The sequence below is a fragment of the Streptomyces klenkii genome, from assembly GCF_003626645.1.
In the GTDB taxonomy this organism is placed as follows: Bacteria; Actinomycetota; Actinomycetes; order Streptomycetales; family Streptomycetaceae; genus Streptomyces; species Streptomyces klenkii.
Genome location: NZ_RBAM01000009.1, coordinates 85,423 through 106,271, shown reverse-complemented (window position 1 = coordinate 106,271; position 20,849 = coordinate 85,423). Strand labels below are relative to the sequence as shown.

General features: G+C 73.3%; 17 protein-coding genes. 8 read left to right on the top strand and 9 right to left on the bottom strand.

Features of this window, described 5'->3' with window-relative positions:
* Window positions 1-14 precede the first annotated feature (14 nt).
* Window positions 15-1,439, bottom strand: a complete 1,425-nt coding sequence (locus D7231_RS22270; RefSeq protein WP_120757276.1) for a HEAT repeat domain-containing protein — start codon at window positions 1,437-1,439, stop codon at window positions 15-17.
* A gap of 354 nt (window positions 1,440-1,793) precedes the next feature.
* Between D7231_RS22270 and D7231_RS22265 the strand changes: the two genes are divergently transcribed.
* Entirely contained in the window at window positions 1,794-3,257 is a 1,464-nt protein-coding gene (locus tag D7231_RS22265; protein ID WP_120757275.1) for a PP2C family protein-serine/threonine phosphatase, read from the top strand.
* A gap of 8 nt (window positions 3,258-3,265) precedes the next feature.
* On the opposite strand, the gene D7231_RS22260 is transcribed toward D7231_RS22265, so the two are convergent.
* The gene (locus tag D7231_RS22260) at window positions 3,266-4,780 is read right to left on the bottom strand and encodes a DNA-binding protein NsdB (protein ID WP_120757274.1); all 1,515 of its coding nucleotides are present in this window, start codon (window positions 4,778-4,780) and stop codon (window positions 3,266-3,268) included.
* Between the two features lie 304 nt (window positions 4,781-5,084).
* On the opposite strand from D7231_RS22260, the gene D7231_RS22255 reads away from it, so the two are divergent.
* Window positions 5,085-6,191, top strand: coding sequence for an aminoglycoside phosphotransferase family protein (locus tag D7231_RS22255; protein ID WP_120757273.1), 1,107 nt, complete (start codon window positions 5,085-5,087; stop codon window positions 6,189-6,191).
* Window positions 6,192-6,461: 270 nt separating this feature from the next.
* Window positions 6,462-8,468 carry an N-acetylmuramoyl-L-alanine amidase gene (locus D7231_RS22250; RefSeq protein ID WP_422396746.1) on the top strand — a complete coding sequence of 669 codons (2,007 nt, stop codon included), beginning with the start codon at window positions 6,462-6,464 and terminating at the stop codon, window positions 8,466-8,468.
* 78 nt (window positions 8,469-8,546) lie between these two features.
* On the opposite strand, the gene D7231_RS22245 is transcribed toward D7231_RS22250, so the two are convergent.
* Window positions 8,547-9,044, bottom strand: a complete 498-nt coding sequence (locus D7231_RS22245; protein ID WP_120757272.1) for a hypothetical protein — start codon at window positions 9,042-9,044, stop codon at window positions 8,547-8,549.
* A gap of 312 nt (window positions 9,045-9,356) precedes the next feature.
* On the opposite strand from D7231_RS22245, the gene D7231_RS22240 reads away from it, so the two are divergent.
* The 3 genes from D7231_RS22240 (at window position 9,357) to D7231_RS22235 (ending at window position 11,220) form a co-directional block, all read left to right on the top strand.
* On the top strand, window positions 9,357-9,800 hold the full coding sequence (locus D7231_RS22240; RefSeq protein WP_120757271.1) for a rodlin: 444 nt from the start codon (window positions 9,357-9,359) through the stop codon (window positions 9,798-9,800).
* A 157-nt stretch (window positions 9,801-9,957) separates the two neighbouring features.
* Window positions 9,958-10,032 carry a putative leader peptide gene (locus D7231_RS38545; RefSeq protein WP_353620260.1) on the top strand — a complete coding sequence of 25 codons (75 nt, stop codon included), beginning with the start codon at window positions 9,958-9,960 and terminating at the stop codon, window positions 10,030-10,032.
* Between the two features lie 171 nt (window positions 10,033-10,203).
* Window positions 10,204-11,220 carry an isopenicillin N synthase family dioxygenase gene (locus D7231_RS22235; protein ID WP_120757270.1) on the top strand — a complete coding sequence of 339 codons (1,017 nt, stop codon included), beginning with the start codon at window positions 10,204-10,206 and terminating at the stop codon, window positions 11,218-11,220.
* A 7-nt stretch (window positions 11,221-11,227) separates the two neighbouring features.
* Here the strand turns inward: D7231_RS22235 and D7231_RS22230 are convergent, their stop codons facing one another.
* From D7231_RS22230 to D7231_RS22210, 5 genes are all read right to left on the bottom strand, one after another.
* Entirely contained in the window at window positions 11,228-11,464 is a 237-nt protein-coding gene (locus tag D7231_RS22230; protein WP_120757269.1) for a DUF397 domain-containing protein, read from the bottom strand.
* 98 nt (window positions 11,465-11,562) lie between these two features.
* The gene (locus D7231_RS22225) at window positions 11,563-12,744 is read right to left on the bottom strand and encodes a thiolase domain-containing protein (RefSeq protein WP_120757268.1); all 1,182 of its coding nucleotides are present in this window, start codon (window positions 12,742-12,744) and stop codon (window positions 11,563-11,565) included.
* A complete protein-coding gene (locus tag D7231_RS22220; protein ID WP_120757267.1) occupies window positions 12,741-13,736 on the bottom strand; it encodes a lipid-transfer protein in 996 nt (331 codons plus the stop codon). Before D7231_RS22220 ends, D7231_RS22225 begins: the two co-directional genes overlap by 4 nt.
* Entirely contained in the window at window positions 13,733-14,740 is a 1,008-nt protein-coding gene (locus D7231_RS22215) for a Zn-ribbon domain-containing OB-fold protein (RefSeq protein WP_120757266.1), read from the bottom strand. The genes D7231_RS22220 and D7231_RS22215 overlap by 4 nt, the downstream gene beginning before the upstream one ends.
* A 13-nt stretch (window positions 14,741-14,753) precedes the next feature.
* Window positions 14,754-15,554, bottom strand: coding sequence for a crotonase/enoyl-CoA hydratase family protein (locus tag D7231_RS22210; protein ID WP_120757265.1), 801 nt, complete (start codon window positions 15,552-15,554; stop codon window positions 14,754-14,756).
* Window positions 15,555-15,745: 191 nt separating this feature from the next.
* Here D7231_RS22210 and D7231_RS22205 point away from each other — a divergent pair, with 191 nt between their 5' ends.
* Window positions 15,746-17,410, top strand: a complete 1,665-nt coding sequence (locus tag D7231_RS22205) for an acyl-CoA synthetase (RefSeq protein WP_120757264.1) — start codon at window positions 15,746-15,748, stop codon at window positions 17,408-17,410.
* Window positions 17,411-17,520: 110 nt separating this feature from the next.
* Window positions 17,521-18,825, top strand: a complete 1,305-nt coding sequence (gene paaK, locus D7231_RS22200; protein ID WP_241999854.1) for a phenylacetate--CoA ligase PaaK — start codon at window positions 17,521-17,523, stop codon at window positions 18,823-18,825.
* A 453-nt stretch (window positions 18,826-19,278) separates the two neighbouring features.
* On the opposite strand, the gene D7231_RS22195 is transcribed toward paaK, so the two are convergent.
* On the bottom strand, window positions 19,279-20,817 hold the full coding sequence (locus D7231_RS22195; RefSeq protein ID WP_120757262.1) for an acyl-CoA synthetase: 1,539 nt from the start codon (window positions 20,815-20,817) through the stop codon (window positions 19,279-19,281).
* Window positions 20,818-20,849 lie beyond the last annotated feature (32 nt).

Below are 20,849 nucleotides of genomic sequence, written 5' to 3'. Positions count from 1 at the left end.
TGCTGGTACGCCGCTCACACCGCGGTCTCCGGGCCGAAGCGGCTGCGGACGGCGGTCTGGACGTCGTCCTCCTCGGCCGGATCCGCGGCGAGCCTGCGCAGCTGTTCGACGACGCGGGCGTCGGCGGTGGTGGCGTGGTGCGCGGCGAGCTCGCGCGTCGTCTCCTCGCAGTCCCACAGGCACTCCACCGCGAAGCCGGTCGCGAACGACGGGTCCGTCGCCGCCAGGGCCCGCGCCGTGCGGCCGCGCAGGTGCGAGGAGGACGTCTCCCGGTAGACGTGGCGCAGCACGGGCGCGGCGCAGGTGATCCCCAGGCGCCCGGCGCCCGGCACGAGGTCCCACAGGACCGGCGCGTCGGGACCCTCGGCCCGGACCGTGCGGCGCAGGGCACCGAGGACCAGCGTCGCGTCGTAGGGGGCGCCGCGGGAGGCGAGCATGCCGGCGGCGGCGCCGCCGAGGGCGTCGGTGCGGTGGATCCAGGCGCGGGCGCGCTCCAGGGCGGCCGTGCCGCGCATGCGCTCGAAGGCGGTGACGGCGGCCTCGGCCACGAGCCCGGCGGGGTCGGCCGCGGCGGCCTCGATGAGGTCGAGCGCCTGCGGGTCGTCGTGCTCGGCGAGGTAGCGCAGGGCGGTGGCGCGGGCGGCCTCGGGGCCGAACGCGGCGGCCTCGATGATCTCCAGCCGGTCCTCGGGGCCCGCGACGGCGTTCAGGCAGCGGGTCGCGGGGACGTGGCGGAGCTGGGCGGGGTACAGGCCGAGGCCCTCCTGGGCCCAGTCGAGGACCTCGCGCACGCTCCAGCCGGGCCGCGGGCCCGACGGGCGCAGCTGGCGCTGCCAGCGGTCGAAGGAGCCCTGCTCCTGCGCGGCGCGCACCCGGAGGGCGGTCGCGGGCGACTGCGCCTCGTCGGCCCACAGCCGCCAGGGGCGGGGCTCGAAGGCGTCGCGCACGGCCGCGGCGAGGTCGCGGTCGCCCTCCGGGCCGGCGGGGAAGCGGGCGAGGACGCTCTCGCCGAGGGCTATCAGGCCGGCGTCGTCGTCGCGCAGGGCGAGCTCGTCGAGGGCCCAGGCCCAGTTCGCGCCGGAGATCGCATACCGCCGCAGGAGCAGCAGGGCGTCCTCGCGGCCGTACGAGGCGAGGTGGCCGAGGACGGCGAGGGCGAGGCCGGTGCGCTCCTCCGCGGTGTCGAGGAGGTCGTCGGCGCAGAAGAGGTGCCGCTCCAGCTCGCCGAGCCCGGCGTCGAGGTCCAGACAAAGGCGCGCGTAGTACAGGGAGCGGTTCTCCACCTGCCAGTCGCGCCTGGGGTCGCGCAGGAGGCAGTGGTGGAGCGCCGCGAGCGCCTCCGCCCGCGGCGCCGCGAGGGCATGCAGGGTCCCGTCGCCGCGGCCTCGCTGAAGGAGGCCGAGCAGGGTGCCGCTGGGCGCTATGTCTGGATCGAACATGGGGTCAGCATCCGGTGCGGGGAGTCGGCTGGCAACGGGATTTCCGTCGTCCGGCATTCTTGCCGGTGTCCACCGGTGCTATGCGTGGTGAACAGGGGGAACTCGAGGTCGGTCGAGCGCCCCGCAGCCTACCTGGAGTGTGGGATTCCGCCGAGCCCCGTCCGTTTCGCCGCCTTTCCTCCGCTCTTTTACCCCCTCACCTCACCCTCCTGCCTCTGGCATATGCCCTGGACACCACCGGATCGGGTGTTGCCAAAGCCCTTACAGGCCCTCCCCGCCTGTGCCAGAGTCGTTACGGCTCATCCCGCGGACCCTACGGAGCCGGCTGTGCCGCTCCCCCCATCGGAGTACGACATGCCGTCCCCCCTCCACGCGGACTCCTCCGCAGCTCAGCCGCCCGAGCACGGCACGGTCGACGCCCTCATCTCCCAGACGCGGCGGCTGCGCGGCGGCCTCGACGCCGTGCGGCGCGCGGCGGCCGCCGAGGAGGCGCCGGACGACGCCCGCAGGCGCTGGCACCGCGCCCTGTGCGATCTCGCCGCCCACCACCTCGACGACCTCGGGGAGCACCTCGGCCAGCTCCGCGAGGGCCCTCCCCCGCCCGGCCTCCCCACGGGCGCGGTGCCGGCCCCGGCCGCGCCGCCCGCCCCGCAGCCCGGCACCGCGCCGGGCCGGGTCGGCAGCGCGGAGTGGAATCTCCTCACCGACGAGGCCACCTGGTCCGACGAGCTCTACCAGCTCTTCGGCCGCCGGCCCGAGGACGGCCCCCTCACCCTGGACGAGCTCCCCTCCTGGCTGCCCGAGGAGGACCGCGGCCGGCTGACCGCGATGGTCACCGGCTGCCTGGTGGACGGCAAGCCCATCGACGGCGAATTCCGCATCGTCCGCGGCGACGGCTCGCTCCGCGCGGTGCACATGATGGGCGAGCCCGTCCTGGACGGCGACGGCACCGCGACCTCCATGTGGGCCGTTTTACGCGACATCAGCGAGCTGCGCCGCAGCCGCCGCGCCGTCGACGAGACGTGCGACTCCCTGCACCGCCGGCAGCACCTCGCCCGGACCGAGCACCGGATCGCCGTCGAGCTCCAGGAAGCCGTGCTGCCGCCGTGGCGCGGCTCCCTGCGCTTCCCCCGGGGCGGCGCCGAGCAGTCCGACGGCTCCCCCGGCGCCCTCGACCTCGCCGCCCACTACCTCCCTTCCGCCAGCAGCGCCCTCATCGGCGGTGACTGGTTCGACGCCCTGGGGCTGCCCGGCGGGCAGACCCTCCTCAGCGTGGGCGGCCTCACCGGCCACGGCGTGGCCGCCACCTCCGGCATGGCCATGCTGCTCGGCGCGCTGCGCGGCATGGCCGTGACCGGCGCCGAGCCCGGCCCGCTCATGGGCTGGCTCAACCGCCTCCTCGACGCCTCCGCGCAGCCCGCCCTGGGCAGCGCCGTCTGCTGCCGCTACGACCCCGCGAGCCGCACCCTGACCTGGTCCCAGGCGGGCCACCCCGCACCGCTGCTCTTCCGCGGCGGGAAGGGCCGTGCGCTGCGGCCGCCGGAGGGCATGCTGCTCGGGGCCGTCGCGGATGCCGCCTACGGGCAGGCCGAGGAGCTCCTGGAGCCCGGCGACGTCCTTCTCCTCCACACCGACGGACTCTCGCCCCACAGCACGGGGTCGGCCGCCGGGACGGTCACCGACCGCCTGCTGGACCTCGCCCCGCGGTTCACCGCGGCGAGGAGCGCGCAGGACTGCGTACGGGCCGTGCTGGAGGAGTTCGGCAGCAAGGAGCGCGAGGACGATGCCTGCCTGCTGATCGGCCGCATCAGCGGCTAGACGGCCGACTAGACGGCCATGCCCTTCCCTCCGCTCCCTCCGCCCTTCTTGGGCTGCGCCTTGGGGGCTTTGGGCAGGGCCCGTTTGATCTCCTGCCGGAGATCCTCGATCCGGGCGTATCCGGCGTACTTCCCCGTGAGGCGGTACATCTCGCGGAGCCGGTCCCAGGTGCGGTGCGAGGAGGTCTCGCCGATGGACACCAGTGCCAGCCGGGCGTAGGTGTCGGCCTGTTCGGGGTCGTTGCTGATGAAGCAGGCCGACGCCATGGAGATGTAGTCGAAGATCATCGACCGCTGGTGGCCGCTCTTGCGCAAGGCCAGCGCCTCTCTGGCGTGCTGCTGGGCGATGGCCGCGGCCGCCGCGTCGTGCTCGGCGAGCGTGCGGTAGGCCAGGGCCTGCATGCCGTGGAGGTCGGCCTCGTCGAAGTGCTGCATCCAGCTGGGGGGCGGCACGTCCCGCTTGTCGGAGACGAACAGCTCTTCGGCCTCGCCGAGCGTGCGCCGCATGGCCTGGCCCCGGCCCATCGACGCCTGCGCCCAGGCCTCGATGGTGTAGAGCATGGCGCGGGTGCGGGGCAGGGTCTCGTCGCCGGAGCCGGACTTGGCGAGCGTCATCAGGTCGAGGGCGTCGTCGGGCCGGCCGAGGTGCACCATCTGACGGGCCGCGCGGGAGAGCGCCTCGCCGGCGCGGGGCCGGTCGCCGCCCTCGCGGGCCGCGTGGGCGGCGATGACGAAGTACTTCTGGGCGGTCGGTTCGAGCCCCACGTCGTGGGACATCCAGCCGGCGAGCACCGCGAGGTTCGCGGCGACGCCCCACAGCCTGCGCTGGAGGTGCTCGGGGTGGTGGTAGGAGAGCATCCCGCCCACCTCGTTGAGCTGGCCGACCACCGCCTTGCGCTGAAGGCCGCCGCCGCGGGCCGCGTCCCACGCGCGGAACACCTCGACCGAGCGCTCCAGGGCGTCGATCTCGGTGGAGCCCACCGGCACGGCCTCGTAGCGGTCGAGCCCGGCGGTTTCGGCGTGGACGGCGTCCCGGTGCAGCGGATCGTCGAAGCGGGGGGAGTCGGAGGCGAGGACCGGATCGGAGTGCAGCCAGTCGTGCATGGCGCTGCTGAGTGCTGAGCCTGCGGCGAGCGCGGCGCCCGCGCCCACCAAGCCGCGTCGGTTGAGCATGAGGTCCATTCCCGTGAATTCGGTGAGGACCGCGGCGGTCCGCTCGGGCGGCCAGGGGAGGCCGTCCGCGGACTGCCCCCTACCCGCGCGCCCTCGACGGCCGAACCCGAGGTCCTCGATGGTCACGACACGGCCGAGTCGCTCGGTGAAGAGGGCTGCCAGCACCTTGGGCACGGGATCGCGCGGGGACTCCCCCATGTCGATCCAACGCCGCACTCGCGAGGTGTCGGTCGCCAGCTGCGGGTGGCCCATGACGGCCGCCTGCCGGTTCACGAGCCTCGCCAGTTCGCCCTTGGACCATCCGGCCAGGCCGAACAGATCCGCGAGGCGGGTGTTGGGTTCCCTTGTCACGTCAAGCCCCCAGGTTCTCGGCTGACTTGAAGGTAGCGGCCCGTCATGGACCAAGCGAGTATTCGCCAGGGTTCGCCAGGGTCCGCCACATGGTGTGCCACCCGTGGCGGGGTGTGATGTAGGAACGCGCCACCCCGGTCACCCGGCAGCCGGCCACGGATCGCCGGCTCCCCGCGTATGCAGCGCGTATATAGCGGCATATGCAGGGAGGATCCTCCCCGTGCATTCCCCAGGGTGCACGGCCGGTCCGGGTTTCCGGGGCAGCGCGGCAACTCGTCGGCACACGAAGGGATCCGTTCCGCTCATGTATGCAGCCTCGTCCTCCGTGTCCGCCCCGCCCCGGCTCCGTCCCCAGCACGCCGGCGGCGGGCCGTACCTCGACCCCTCCCACGCCGCGGGGGCTGCCTTCGGGGGCGGACGGGCCCGGCCGGCCCCGGGGCTAGGCGGCCAGCCGCTCAGCGGGAGAATCGACTTGTCCGGCCCTCAGGGGGCGCAATTGCGCACAGCGATCACCGCGGTACAGCGCATCTGCCCGGAGTTCAACGCCGTCCAGGTCCTGCGCCGCAGCGGGCACTCCGTCCTGCTGGTCGGCTCCACCGGCCGCACCACAGCCGTGGCCAAGTGTTTACTGGATACCTCGTCGGCCTGGACCGAGCGCTTCCGGCAGGAAATAGCGACATACCGTGCGTTCGTCCGCCACCGTCCGCCGGTGCGGGTGCCGCGGCTCATCGCCGCCGACCCCGACAACTGCACGCTGGTGATCGAGCGCATGCCCGGGCGGCCCGCCGCCGTACAGCGCCACCCTTCGGAGACCCCGCCGCGGGCGGATGTCCGGGCCGCGCTGGGTGCGATCTGCCGGGTCAATCTGTGGCGCCCCCCGGCCGGCATGTTCGACATGCCGCTGGACTACGGCAAGCGCATCGCGCGCTATCACGAGCTGGGCCTGCTGACCGACCGCGACATGGGCGACCTGCAAAAGCTGCTGTACGGGCTGGCCCACGTCCAGGGCCAGTTCTGCCACGGCGACGCCCAGCTCTCCAACATCCTCCTGGCCCCCACGGGCCCGGTGCTGGTGGACTGGGACCAGGCGGGCTGGTATCTCCCGGGGTACGACCTGGCCACGCTCTGGATGGCCCTCGGCGACGCCCCGGTGGCGCGCCGGCACATCAGCCAGGTCGCCCGGCAGGCGGGCACGGTGCAGCGTGACGCCTTCCTGGTGAACCTCATGCTCATCCTGACCCGCGAGCTCCGTACGTGCGAGACGGCCGTGCAGCGCGCCATGCAGGACCCCGCCCCGGCGGCGCCCGGCGCGGCCGACTCGGGCGAGGAGCAGCGGCTGCTGCTCCGCCGGCTGCACGACGACTGCGCGCTGGCCCGGCGCGCCGTCCGGGCGGCGGTGGGCACCCGCTGACGGCCCCCGCTGAATGCCACGCCGACGGCAGCTCAGCGACCTCCTTCGCGACACGCCGCGCCCCGAGCGCGGCGTGTCGCCGTGTGCGGGGCCGGAAAGGGTGCAGCCTCGGCGTCGGAGGCGCAGCGTTCGTACGGGCAACATGCTTCGCAGCAGCATGATTGACGGATCGTCTGCCAGGGACTACCTCTGGTTACGTCCGGTCCCGCACGCCCGCTCGCGCCCCGACCATTTCCCGCGCGTGGCACGGCACGCCCCGAGGAGGCTGCATTGCGAGGATCCGTTCCCGAATCGTGGACCGCCCCCCTGAGAGCCCTCCGAAGAAGCCGGGGGGCGTTCCAGGCGGCCGGAGTACTGGCTTCGGCCGCCCTTTTGCTGCCCTTGGCGCCCGGTGCGGCGACGGCCACGGACCGCCAGGCGCGCTCCGGCGCGCTCCAGCGGGCCTTCGCCGCGGCGTCCCATGAATATCGTGTTCCGCAGAGTGTGCTGCTGGGCCTCTCCTATATGGAGTCGCGGTGGGACAGCCACGGCGGTGCCCCGAGCGTCACCGGTGGCTACGGCCCGATGCATCTGACCGATGCCGCGCATGCCGTGGCCGCGGTTCCGCACCACAGCGAGGGCCGTGAGGATCCGCGTGGCGACGGCTCCCGTCCGGTTGCCGGTCCCCGGACGGTCCGGCCGTCCGTGCTGCCGGCCGGGGAGGTCCCGGCGCGGCTGCGCACCCTGGAGCAGGCCGCCCGGGTGTCCGGTCTGTCGCGGGAGGCCCTGCGCAAGGATCCCGCTGCGAACGTGCGGGGTGGCGCGGCGCTGCTCGCCGCCGCCCAGAAGCGGCTGCGGCTGCCCTTGAGCGAGAATCCGGCCGACTGGTTCGGTGCTGTGGCGGCCTATCCGGGCGCCTCCGACACGGCGACGGCCACGGCCTTCGCGCGTGACGTCTTCGACGTGATCCGTTCGGGTCAGCGGCGTACGACCGACGTCGGCCAGCTGGTCGCCCTGGCGGCCGTCCCGCGCCTGCCCGACCGCACGGAGCAGGTGCGGCGGCTGGGCTTGCCGGAGCCTTCGGACGAGGAGACCGAGTGTCCGTCGGCGGTGGCCTGCGAGGCGATCCCGGCCCCGTACGAGAAGCTGCCGGGCGACAACAACTACGGCAATCACGATCTGGCGGACCGCCCGGATTCGCAGAAGACCGAGTTCATCGTCATCCACGACACCGAGGGGTCCTGGGAGACGACGATCAAGCTGATCAAGGACCCCGCGTACGTCTCGTGGAACTACACCGTGCGCTCCGCGGACGGCCACATCGCCCAGCACGTGCCGACGAGGGACGTGGCCTGGCACGCGGGCAACTGGTACGTGAACGCCAAGTCGGTCGGCATCGAGCACGAGGGCTTCCTCGCCCAGCCGGACGCCTGGTATACGGAGGAGATGTACCGCGCCTCGGCCCGTCTGGTGCGGTATCTGGCGGAAGAGCTGGACATCCCGCTGGACCGGCAGCACATCCTGGGCCATGACAACGTCCCGGGCACGACCCCGGCGACGATCAAGGGGATGCACACCGACCCCGGTCCGTACTGGGACTGGGCGCATTACTTCGATCTGATGGGCAAGCCGTTCCGCTCGACGGGCGGCGCGAACGCGGGGATGGTCACCGTCCTGCCCGAGTACGACGCGCACAAGCCCGCCTACACCGGCTGCACGGGGCCGGCCAAGCCGTGCGCCCCGCACGGTTCGGGTGCGGTGCGGCTGTACACGCAGCCGAGCGAGAAGGCGCCGCTGGTGAAGGACGCCGGGCTGCGGCCGGACGGCGGCGCGTCCACGATCGACGTCAACGACACGGGGGCCCGCGCCTCGACGGGCCAGCAGTTCGCGGTGGCGGGGCGCAAGGGCTCGTGGACGGCGATCTGGTACCTGGGGCAGAAGGCGTGGTTCAAGGACCCGGCGTCGCGGCCGACCGCGGTCAGCGCCTACGGCTCGGTGGTGACGCCGAAGGAGGGGCTGGCGGAGGTCCCGGTGTTCGGGCGGGCGTATCCGGAGAAGGAGGCGTATCCCGCGGAGGTGCCGGTGCAGGCGCTGGCCCCGCTGCCGTACAAGCTGTTCGCCGGGCAGGCGTACGTCATGGGGGATCGGCTCCGGAGCGAGTACCTGTGGGCGAAGACCTTCGATCCCGCGGGCCACAAGGTGATCCGGGGCAGGGAGGCGTACTACGAGATCCAGTTCGGGCACCGGGTGGCCTTCGTGAAGGCCGCTGACGTGTCCGTGCGGCCCTCGAACCGGTAGCGCGGTCGAAGAGGACGCCAGGAGCCCGGTACGGCGTGGCCGTACCGGGCTCCGGTGCGTCGTGGTGCGGGGGCCTCGTCAGGCCGTCTGGAACATCTCGGCGGGCAGCGGCTTGAGGAGCTGGTAGAGCTCGTCCGTGATGGGCCGGTCCCAGCTGGCGATGGTGACGAGGACGCCGTCGCTGCGGTCGAACTGGGTGCAGGAGATGCGGCCCTCGGAGCACTTGATGCGCCGGACGATCAGCAGGCTGTCCTCGTGCATGACCGGGATGTCCTCGGTCTCCAGCACCTGCACCGGCTCCTCGTTGCCGAGGGCGGCCAGGAGCTGCGTGACCTCGAAGGGCACCTGGCCCTCGTCGAGCTCGCGCGCCGGGGAGCCCTCGGGCAGATTGCCGATGATCATCGCCGGGCCGCGCCCGCCGAAGAGGTCGTAGCGGAGGAAGACACCCTGGCAGCTGCCGTCGGGCGCGGGCAGCAGCCCGGCCCCGAGATCGCCCGGCCAGTCCCCCGGGTCCATGGCCAGGACGTCGAAGTCCGGCCCGGTGGGCGTGGCGCTGCGGCGGCGGAGGAAGGACATGCTCACATCGTACGTGCCCGGGGCCCGGTAGTGGCGCCGGGGCGGGCTTCGGCGGCGGCCCGTACGAAGGGCTCGCGGCGGCCGGGCCAGGGCCCGCCCGGACGCGGCTTGTGGGGGCGCTGTCCGGGCGGGCCCGACGGCCGAAGAACTCCGCCGCGGCGGCACGTTACCAGGCGAATGCGGGACTTCTCCTTACGGAAACCACCGTCCTGGAGCAAATGAGTGAATTCCCGAAACTTCCGTTATGCGGCCGAGTTACTCAGATCGCTTCCCTGTCTTTGAGAGGCAGCTAATCGATCGAAAGGCACAGACGTGCTCAAGAATGTACTCACGACGGCCGCCGTGACGGCTACCGCTGTCGGCACCATTGCCAGCCCGGCGATGGCGATCGGCAACGACCAGGACGTAGCCAACGGCAACGCCTCGCACACCGGTTACGGCAACACCAAGACCGGTGGCAAGGAAAGCCCTCAGATGAGTCTGATCCAGGGCACACTCAACAAGCCGTGCCTGGGCATCGGGAAGATCGGCCTCCAGTCGGTCCTCGCCCTGCTGATCAACGTCGGCATCCAGGACGTGCCGATCCTCACTTCCCAGCAGCAGCAGCAGTGCACCGACAACTCGACGATCAGCGACGGCGACGACCCGCTGTCGCACATCCTCGACGAGATCCCGATCATCTCGGGCAACGGCTCGGGCAACAAGGGCGGCGGCCACCCCGGCTTCGGCGGCCCCGGCTTCAACCACGGCCACTGACCGACGCCGCGACCGGCGCTGCTGCTGGTCTGCGGATGGCCGGATCTCCCCCTGTCTCGGGTGCACGGGCCCCGGGGCAGGGGGATTCCCTTGTCCGGAAACCCGCAGGTCAGAGCACCTGGCGCCGGTTTCCCGGCCGGTCGTATACGATAGGCGCGTGACTATGCTCGTCAAACGCCGCCACGTGGACCTCCTCCGCGTCACGAGCATGTCCTGTCGCCGCTACGGCTGATCTTCTTCCTGCCCGGCCCCTTTCTTCGGGCCCGTGGCCTGCTTTCTTTCTTTTCCTTCCTGCCGTTCTCCCGGTCCCGCTCCGCCCTGCCCGCGTACCCCGCGGCGGCGGCGCGGGCGTCCGGCGCACCGCCGTACGCAATTCCGGGCCCTCACGCTGTGGACAACCCTCATGAGCAACGAGCTTCCCGTCCTCGACCTCTCCGCCGCCTCCGCCGGCCCCGAGGCCCGTGCCCGCTTCCGCGAGCAGCTGCACTCGGCCGCGCGCGACGTGGGCTTCTTCCACCTGACCGGCCACGGCGTCACCGAGGCCGAGACGGCCGAGCTGTGGCGCACCATGCGGGCGTTCTTCGCGCTCCCCGAGGCGGACCGGCTGTCCATCAGCAACCTCAACTCCCCCCACTTCCGCGGCTACACCCGCACCGGCGACGAGCGGACCGGCGGCAGCCAGGACTGGCGCGACCAGCTCGACATAGGCGCCGAGCGGGAGGCGCGCGCGCCGGGCGCGGACGAGCCCGGCTACTGGTGGCTGGAGGGCCCGAACCAGTGGCCCGCGGCCCTGCCCGGGCTGCGCACGGCGGCGCTGCGCTGGATCGACCGGCTGAGCGAGGTCGCCGAGCGGCTGCTGCACGAGCTGCTGGCCTCGATCGGCGCCCCCGAGGACTTCTACGACGAGGCCTTCGCCGACCGCCCCCACCTGCACCTGAAGCTGGTCCGCTACCCCGGCAGCGCCCCCGACGGGGCGGGTCAGGGCGTGGGCGCCCACAAGGACTACGGGTTCCTGACCCTCCTCCTCCAGGACGAGGTCGGCGGCCTGCAAGTGGAGGCCGCGGACGGGTCCTTCGTCGACGTGCCGCCGGTGCCGGGCGCGTTCGTGATCAACCTGGGCGAGCTGCTGGAGGTGGCCACGAACGGCTACCTGAAGGCCACCAACCACCGTGTGGTCAGCCCGGCCGGCACCCGCGAGCGGTTCTCGGTCCCGTTCTTCTACAACCCGCGCCTGGACGCCCGCATCGCGCCCGTGCCGTTCGCGCACGCGGACCGGGCGCCGGGCGTCACGCAGGACGCCCGCAACCCGCTGTTCGCCGAGTACGGCCGCAACGAGATCAAGGGCTGGCTGCGTGCGCACCCCCAGGTGGCCCGCCGCCACCACGCGGATCTGCTGACCGAGGGCGCGCTCGTGGGCTGACAGCCCGTCAGGTGAGGTCGAACTCGCCCTCGCGCGCGCCGCGTACGAACGCCCGCCAGTCCCCCGGCGTGAAGACGAGCGCGGGCCCGTCCGGATTGCGTCCGTTGCGCATCGCGATGAAGCCTTCGACAAAGGCGATCTGGACATCGCCGGTTCCCTGGCTGCTCGACAGCCAGGCGGCGTTGCCGAGGTCGAGCTCGGGCACGATGCCGCCCGCCGGTCGTTCAGTCGTGCTCTCCGCCACTGCTGAAGCTCCTCCCGGTCGTCGTCCCGCGCCCACCCTAGCGAGCGCGGCGTGCGCCGCACAGGCCGCACGGCGGCCGAGCTCCGCCGTGCGCTCCTTCACGTGGTGGGCGGCCGGCGCCCCACCACCCACATGGAGAAGAACTGCGCGCCCCCTCCGTAGGCGTGGCCGAGCGCCGTCCGGGCGCCGTCGACCTGGTGCTCCCCCGCCGTCCCCCGCACCTGGAGGGCCGCTTCGGCGAAGCGGATGAGGCCGGAGGCGCCGATGGGGTTGGTGGACAGGACACCGCCCGAGGGGTTGACGGGCAGTTCGCCGCCGGGCTCGGTGGCACCGGAGGCGGTGAGCTTCCAGCCCTCCCCCTCGGCGGCGAAGCCGAGGTTCTCCAGCCACATCGGCTCGTACCAGCTGAAGGGCACGTAGAGTTCGGCGACATCGATCTCGCGGCGCGGGTCGGTGATGCCGGCCTGACGGTAGACCTCGGCGGCGCAGTCGCGGCCCGCGCGCGGCGAGACGAAGTCCTTGCCGGCGAAGAGCGTGGGCTCGCTGCGCATGGCGCCGCCGTGCACCCAGGCGGGCGGGTGCGGGGCGCGGGCGGCTCCGGCACGGTCGGTGAGGACCACGGCGCAGGCGCCGTCGGAGGACGGGCAGGTCTCGGAGTAGCGGACGGGGTCCCACAGCATCGGCGAGGAGCGCACCTGTTCCAGGGTGATGCCGTGCTCGTGGAGGTGGGCCCAGGGGTTCCGCAGGGCGTTGCGGCGGTCCTTGTAGGCGACGAGGGCGCCCACGCCGCCGGGCGCGCCGCTGCGGCGGATGTAGGCCCGTACGTGCGGGGCGAAGAATCCTCCGGCGCCGGCCAGCAGGGGCTGCTGGAAGGGCACGGGCAGGGACAGGCCCCACATGGCGTTGGACTCGGACTGCTTCTCGAAGGCGACGGCCAGGACGGTGCGCTGGACGCGCGCGGCGACGAGGTCGGCGGCGACGAGGGCCGTGGAGCCGCCGACGGAGCCGGCGGTGTGCACCCGCAGGACGGGTTTCCCGGCGGCGCCGAGGGCATCGGCGAGGTAGAGCTCGGGCATCATCACGCCCTCGAAGAAGTCGGGGGCCTTGCCGAGGACGACGGCGTCGACGTCGGCCCAGGACAGCTGTGCGTCGTCGAGGGCCCGCAGGGCGGCTTCGCGGACGAGTCCGGCGAGGGAGACGTCCCGGCGGGCCGCGGCGTGCTTGGTCTGGCCGATGCCGACGACGGCGACGGGCTCCCTGCCCGTCCGTTGTCCGCTCACCGGGTCTCCCCTTCCGGAACGGCTTCCAGTACGGCGACGAGGTTGTGCTGGAGGCAGGGCCCGGAGGTGGCGTGGGCCAGGGCCCGGTCGGAGTCGCCGCGGTGGATGCGGGCGGCCGCTTCGCCGAGCCGGACGAGGCCGGTGACCATGACGGGGTCGGCGGCGAGCGCTCCGCCCGACGGGTTGACGGTGACGGTGCCGTCGAGGCGCAGCGCCCGCCGCAGGACGGTCTCCTGTGCGGTGCAGGGGGCGTGGAGTTCGGCGGTGTCGACGGGGGCGCGGAAGGCTCCGGCGCGTTCGGCGGCCAGGCGGGTGGAGGGCGAGTCGGTGAGGTCGCGCAGGCCCGGTGCCTGGGGTTCGATCCGGTGGTCGATGCCGCGGATCCAGGCGGGCCGCTCGCACATGCGGCGGGCGGTGTCGCCGGCGGCGAGGACGACGGCGGCCGCGCCGTCGACGGGAGCCGGGAAGTCGCCGGCGCGCAGGGGCAGTACGGCGTGGGCCTCCGCGGCGGGCGGTTCCTCCAGGTGGCCGGCGTCGATGAGCGCCCGGGCCTGGAGGGCCGCGAGGGCGCGCGGGTCGGGCCACAGGGGGGCGAGGTAGTAGGGGTCGAGCTGGCGGGTGAGGACGTCGGCCGGGTCGCCGGCGGTGGGCTTGCCGTGGGCGTAGACGAGGGCCGTGTCGGCGCGGCCGGTGAGGATCTTCACCCAGGCCTCGTACAGGGCCCAGGCCCCGTCCGTCTCCACGTGGGACTCGGCGATGGGCGGCCAGGCGCCGACGCTGTCGAGGGTGAGCGTGAAGGAGAAGGGGCGGCCCGCGAGATAGTCGCTGGACCCGGAGCAGGTGAAGTCGGCTTCGCCGGGGGCCAGTCCCGCCTGGCGCAGCGCCTCGCGCAGGACGGGCAGCAGCATCTCGGGCTCGGACGCGCCGTCGGCGCTGCCGTCGCGCTCGCTGTGCGCGAAGGCGACGACGGCCACGTCGCGGGGCGGCGTCACAGCAGCTCCTTGTAGGTGTCGTAGGCGGCGTCGGGCTCGCCGGTGGGACGGAAGTGGTCCGGGTGGCGGGCGTCGCCGGTCCATACGGGTGCGACGCGCATGCCCATGCGCACCTCGTCGTAGGGGATCCCGCCGATGCGCGCGTGGAGGGCGAGGTCGGCGCCGTCGAGGGCGATGTGGGCATAGACGTACGGGACGTCGATGCCGGCGCCTTTGGCCTTGATGTTGACGACGCAGAAGGTGGTGACGGTGCCGTGCGGGCCGACCTCCGTCTGCTCGGTCGTGGGAACGCCGCAGGTGGGGCAGACGCCCCGGGGCGGGACGTGGACCTTGCGGCAGGAGGGGCAGCGTTCGCCGGTGATCCTGTGCTCGGCGAGGGCGGCGAGGTGGCGGCTCATGGCGCGGCCGGGGGTGTAGGTGTAGTCGAGGCGGGCGGGGGTGACGATGCCGGTGACGGGGGCGTCGAAGACGCCGTCGTGCGGGGCGGCCGGACGGTGGCCGGCCTCCCGCGCGCGGTCCTCGCCTGCGCCGGCCTTCCCTGCGGCTGTCTCGTCTTCGCCGGGCTCGTCCTCGTACGGCTCGAAGCAGCCGATGTCGGTGATGGCGCCGGTGCGTTCGGGGGCCCAGCGGATGCGGACGCGCATGCCGGTCCGTACGGCGTGCGGGCCGGGGGCGTCGAGGACGTGCAGCAGGGCGGTGTCGGCGCCGTCGAGGCGGACGAGGACCCAGGCGAAGGGCGTGCGCAGGGGCTGCTTGTCCCGGGGGGCGGGGTTCCAGGCCCAGGTGGTGACGGTTCCGGTGGGGGCGACCTCGGCGAGGTCGCGGATCTCCCCGGCGGTGACGGGGTCGTACTCGACGGGCGGTACGAGGACGCGGCCGTCGGTGGTCCGCACGCCGAGCACGGTGCGCTCGCGCAGGCCCGTGAGGAAGGCGCTCTGGACGGGGCCGAGGGAGCGGGTGAAGGGGAAGGAGACGGTCAGGGGTGCGGTGAGGATCTCCGGCACGGCGGGGCTCCCTTCAGGCGCGCCGGTAGACGGCGGGGCGCTTCTCGGCGAAGGCCCGGGTGCCCTCCTTGGCGTCGGCGCTGCCGATGACGGGCATGCCCCGTTCGAGTTCGAGGGCGAGGCCCGCGGCCTCGTCCAGGCCGGCCGTGTCGTGGACGCAGGCCTTGACGGCCTCGACGGCCAGCGGCCCGTTGGCGTTGACGAGTGCGGCGGTCTCCAGGGCCCGCTCCAGGGCCGTGCCGTCCGGGACGACGTGGCCGATGAGGCCGATGCGCGCGGCTTCGGCGGCGCTGTAGGGGCGGCCGGTGAGCAGCATCTCCAGGGCGTGGGTGCGCGGGATCTGGCGGGCGAGGCGGACGGTGGAGCCGCCGACGGGGAAGAGGCCGCGGCGCACTTCGAAGAGGCCGAAGACGGCGCTCTCGCCGGCGATGCGGATGTCGGTGCCCTGGAGGATCTCGGTGCCGCCCGCGACGCAGGGGCCCTCGACGGCGGCGATGACCGGCTTGCGCGGGCGGTGGTGGCGGAGCATGGCCTTCCAGTGCAGGTCGGGGTCGGCCTTGAACCGTGCGCGGCAGGCGTCGTCCGCCGGGCCCGGCCCGTGGAGCGCCTTGAGGTCCATGCCGGAGCAGAAGGCCCCGCCGGCGCCGGTGAGCACGACGGAGCGGATCGCGTCGTCGGCGTCGGCTTCCAGCCAGCCGTCGTGGAGCCCGGCCAGCATCGGCAGTGACAGGGCGTTCTTCGCTTCCGGCCGGTTGAGGGTGAGCACCATGGTGGCGCCGACGCGTTCGGCCGTGAGGTGTTCGGTCCCGCTCATTGGGTCTTCCTCCCGTGGGTCTTCCTCCCGTCCCGGCGACGGGAACAGGGTGCAGGAGGCGGGGGCGGGGTTCAAGAGTTTTCTGACTTCCCGTCAGATTTCTTGGCCCTTCCCGGGTCCCGGCCCTTCCTCCCTGCGCCCCGCGGCGCTCTAATGGGCGCCGGCCGCCGCTCCGCCGGGCAGGAGGAAACGTGGACTACAACCTCGCGGATCTCTTCGAGTCGGTCGTGGACGCCGTGCCCCGCAGGGAGGCCCTGGTCCACGCGGACCTCCCCGGGAGCGGCACCGAGCGGCGGCTGACGTACGCGCAGCTCGACGCGGCCGCCAACCGGCTGGCGCACCACCTGCGCGGCCGGGGGATCCGGCCCGGCGACCACGTGGGGCTGCATCTCTACAACGGCGTCGAGTACGTCCAGTCCTTCTGGGCCTGCCTGAAGATCCGGGCCGTGCCCGTCAACGTCAACTACCGCTACGTCGAGGACGAACTGGCCTACCTCTACCGGGACGCCGACCTCGTGGCCCTGGTCTTCGACGCCGCCTTCACCGCCCGGGTGGCCGCGGCACTCCCCCGTACGGACGTGCTGCGCCACCTCGTGCGCGCCGGGACGCCTCCGGACGGGGCGCCCGAGCCCGCCCTCACGCCCGTCCCCTTCACCGAAGCCGAAGCGTCGGGCTCGCCCCTGCGGGGCTTCGGCCCGCGCTCGGCGGACGACCAAGTCATCATCTACACGGGCGGCACGACCGGCCTGCCCAAAGGCGTGATGTGGCGCCAGGAGGACCTGTTCTTCTCCGGGCTCGGCGGCGGGGCGCCCACGGGCGAGCCGGTCAGGCACCCGCGGGAGCTCGCCGAGCGGGTCGCCGAAAGCGGTGAGGGCCTGGTCTTCTTCCCCACCGCGCCGCTGATGCACGGCACGTCCACGCTCACCGCGCTCATCGCCTTCGACTACGGCCAGAAGGTCGTGCTGCACAGCAGGTTCGCCCCCGACGAAGTGCTGCGCACGGTCGCACGGGAGAAGGTCACCTGCGTCTCCCTGGTGGGCGACGCGATGCTGCGGCCCCTGGTGGACGCGCTGGCCGGACCGCTGCGGGGCACCGACTGCTCATCGCTGTTCAGCGTCAGCAGCTCGGGGGCGATCCTCTCCCGCACCGTGCGGGAGCAGTTCGCGGCGCTGCTGCCGCACGTGGCGCTGCTGAACAACTTCGGCTCCTCGGAGTCGGGCTTCAACGGCACCGCCGCGGACGGGGTGGGGGCGGGGGTGGATGCGGGCGGGGGGCTGCTGCTGCGCGTCAACGAGCGCACGGCCGTCGTCGATCCGGTCACGCACGAGCCCGTGGCGCCCGGCGGGGAAGGGCGCGTGGCGCAGCGCGGCCACGTGCCGCTCGGGTACTACAACGACCCGGAGCGGACCGCGGCGACGTTCTTCCGGGCGGGCGGCGAGCGGTGGGTGCTGCTCGGCGACATGGCGCGGGCCGGGGCGGACGGCGAGATCACGCTGCTGGGGCGGGGCTCGCAGTGCATCAACACCGGCGGCGAGAAGGTCTATCCGGAGGAGGTCGAGCAGGCCCTCAAGGCGCATCCGGACGTGTACGACGTGCTGGTGGCGGGTGTTCCCGACGAGCGGTGGGGGCAGCGGGTGGCCGCCGTCGTCCAGCTGCGCGAGGGGGCCGGGCCGCTGCCGCCCGGCGCGCTGGAGGCGCACTGCCGTGCGCGGCTGGCGGGCTACAAGGTGCCGCGGCGGGTGGTCTTCACGGAGCGGGTGCGGCGGTCGCCGAGCGGGAAGGCGGACTACCGGTGGGCGCGGGCGGTCGTGGAGAAAGGGGCGGTCGTGGAGGAGGGGGCGCGGGCGGAGAGTTGACGGCGCGGGGGCGGGGGGCGAGGGAGCGCACGCCGGAGAGTTATGGGTGCGCGTCGCTGTGGGGTTAGTGCCCTCTTGACGCGCGGCGCCGCCCCTGGATACTTGATCTCATGCAACTACCGAACGATCGGTTGGTTCCTGGGGATCCGGCCGAGCGGATGTCCCGCGACGAACTGGCCGCGCTCCAGTTGGAGCGGCTCCGGGCGACGCTCCGGCGCGCGTACGAGCACGTGCCCTTCTACCGGCGGGCCTTCGACGCCGCGGGCATACGTCCCGAGGACTGCCGCAGCCTCGCCGATCTCGCCCGCCTCCCGTTCACCACCAAGGCGGACCTCCGGGAGCACTACCCCTTCGGCATGTTCGCCGTCCCCGGCAGCGAGATCCGGCGCCTCCACGCCTCCAGCGGCACCACGGGCACCCCCACCGTCGTCGGCTACACCGACCGGGACCTGGACGTCTGGGCCGAGGTCGTCGCCCGCTCGATCCGCGCCGCCGGCGGGCGGCCCGGCGACCGGATCCACGTCGCCTACGGCTACGGCCTGTTCACCGGCGGCCTGGGCGCGCACTACGGCGCCGAGCGGCTCGGCTGCACGGTGATCCCCGCCTCCGGCGGCATGACCGCGCGCCAGGTCGGGCTCATCCGGGATCTGGAGCCACGGATCATCATGGTGACGCCCAGCTACATGCTCACTCTTCTCGATGAGTTCGAGCGCCAGGGCATCGATCCCCGGAGCACCTCCCTGACCACCGGGATCTTCGGCGCCGAGCCCTGGACGGAGGAGATGCGGCGGGAGATCGAGGAGCGTTTCGTCATCGACGCCGTCGACATATACGGCCTCTCGGAGGTCATCGGGCCCGGCGTCGCCCAGGAGTGCGTGGAGACCAAGGACGGCCTGCACATCTGGGAGGACCACTTCTACCCGGAGGTCGTCGACCCGGTCACGGGAGAGGTGCTGCCCGAGGGCAGCCACGGCGAGCTGGTCCTCACCTCCCTCACCAAGGAGGCCATGCCCGTCATCCGCTACCGCACCCGCGATCTGACCCGGCTGCTGCCCGGCACCGCTCGCCCTGCCTTCCGGCGGATGGAGCGGATTGCCGGGCGCAGCGACGACATGATCATCCTGCGGGGGGTGAATCTGTTTCCCGGCCAGGTCGAGGAGATCGTGCTGCGGACGTCCGGGCTCGCCCCGCACTTCCAGTTGCGGCTCACGCGCGAGGGCCGGATGGACCACCTCACCGTACGGGTGGAGGCGCGGGCGGGGGCGACGGCGGAGCGGCGGGTGGCTGCGGCCGGGGAGGTGGCGCGGGGGGTGAAGGACGGGGTGGGTGTGACGGTGGCCGTCGAGGTGGTGGACGGGGGGACGCTGGAGAGGTCGGTGGGGAAGTTGAGGCGGGTCGTGGACGAGCGGGGGTGACGCGGCGCGGGTGCGGGCCGGTGCGTTGCGGGGCGGGCCGGGCCGGGGGCTCCGGGGCAGGGTCCCTGGACCGTATATTTACGGCGCCCTTCCCCTCTGCGCGTTCGTGCCCCGCACTTGGCGCCGCAAATACACGTCAGCGTCCAGGGACCCTGCCCCTGCGCCCCCGCCCCTCCTGCACGTTCCCGCCCGCGGGTCGGCTCAAAAACCGCTGCCCCGGGGATCCGGCCCCATCGGGGTGCCCGGCGGCGCCGCACCGGGCCCGAGCTGTGGGCTCCTCCGCGGCAGCTCGCCGCAGGTGGAGGGGCTGCCGGCCCCCTCCAAATCCGCCGCCGCGGCGGCAAGCCCCCACCGGCGCGCCCGGCGGCGGCCGTTCCGGCGCCGCGGCGCCGACAAAAATGCCCGCCGCTACGGCGAGGCACCACCGTGGTGGGAGTCCGGCGGAATTCGCGATCACTGCGGTCTGAATGCGGTCGTCGGCCGCCCGCCCGAGAGGGCTGACCTCAGTTCTCTCTTCAGGACCTTGCCGGAGGCATTCCTTGGCAGGGCGTCCGTGAACAGTACGCGCTTGGGTACCTTGAAGCGCGCCAGCCGGTCCCGTGCGTACTCCACCAGTTCCTCCTCGGTCACGCGGCCGCGCGTGACGACCACGGCCGTGACCGCCTCGATCCAGCGGGCGTCGGGGAGCCCGACGACGGCCGCTTCCGCGACCGCCGGGTGACCGTAGAGCACGTCTTCCACCTCGCGGGAGGCGACCAGCACACCGCCGGAGTTGATGACGTCCTTCAGCCGGTCCACGACCGTGAAGTAGCCCTCGGCGTCCCGGACCGCCAGGTCGCCGGAGTGGAACCAGCCGTCCCGGAAGGCCTCCTCGGTCTCCTCGGGCTTGCCCCAGTAGCCCCGGCACAGCTGCGGGGAGCGGTAGACGACCTCGCCGGGGGTGCCGTCGGGCGCGTCGGCGCCCTTGTCGTCCACGACGCGCGCCTCGACGAACAGCACCGGCCGGCCGCAGGAGTCCATCCGCCCCTCGTGCTCCTCGGGCCGCAGCACGGTGGCCAGCGGCCCGATCTCGCTCTGCCCGAAGCAGTTGTAGAAGGCGAGGCGGGGCAGGCGGGAGCGGAGCCGTTCCAGGACCGGCACGGGCATGACGGACGCACCGTAGTACGCCTTGCGCAGCGCCGACAGGTCCCGGGTCGCGAAGCCGGGGTGGGCGGCCAGCGCGATCCACACGGTCGGCGGGGCGAAGAAGCTGTCGGCCCGCCCCGCCTCCACCAGTTCGAGGACGCGGTCCGGGTCCGGCGCGTCGATGAGGGTGTTCTCCGCTCCCACCGCCAGGAACGGCAGCAGGAACACGTGCATCTGCGCCGAGTGGTACAGCGGCAGGGCGTGCAGCGGCCGGTCCGTCTCCCTGAGGTCCAGGGCGGTGATCGCGCTCAGGTAGGCGTGCACGAGCGCGCCGTGCGTCATCATCGCGCCCTTGGGCTGCGCGGTGGTGCCGGAGGTGTAGAGCAGCTGTACGAGGTCACCCTGGTCCGGGCCTCCGGCGAAGAGGGTCACGCTGCCCGCGCGCCGCTGCACCGCCCGCTCCAGCAGGGAGCCCGTGGCGTCGCGCAGCGGCAGGGTGCGGACGGCAGCGGGCAGCCGGTGCGCCAGGGCCGGGTCGGTGAGCACCAGCGCGCTGCCCGACTGCTCCAGGATGTAGGCCAGTTCGCCGCCCGTGAGCTGGTGGTTGACGGGCACGTGCACCAGCCCGGCCCGGGCGCAGGCCAGGAAGCCGATCAGGTAGGCGTCGGAGTTGTGGCCGTAGGCGGCGACGCGGTCGCCGTCGCTCAGGCCGCTGCCGAGCAAGGCCGCGGCGGCGCCCGTCACGGCCTCGTCCAGCTCGCGGTAGGTCCAGGCACGCTCCCCGTACCGCAGGGCCGTCCGGTCCGGCACGCGCCGGGCCGTGCGTCGGAGGATGCCGTCCACCGTGCTGTCGTGCACTCCCGTCATGCCCGGATCCTGGTGCCGCCGCGCCCGGAAGG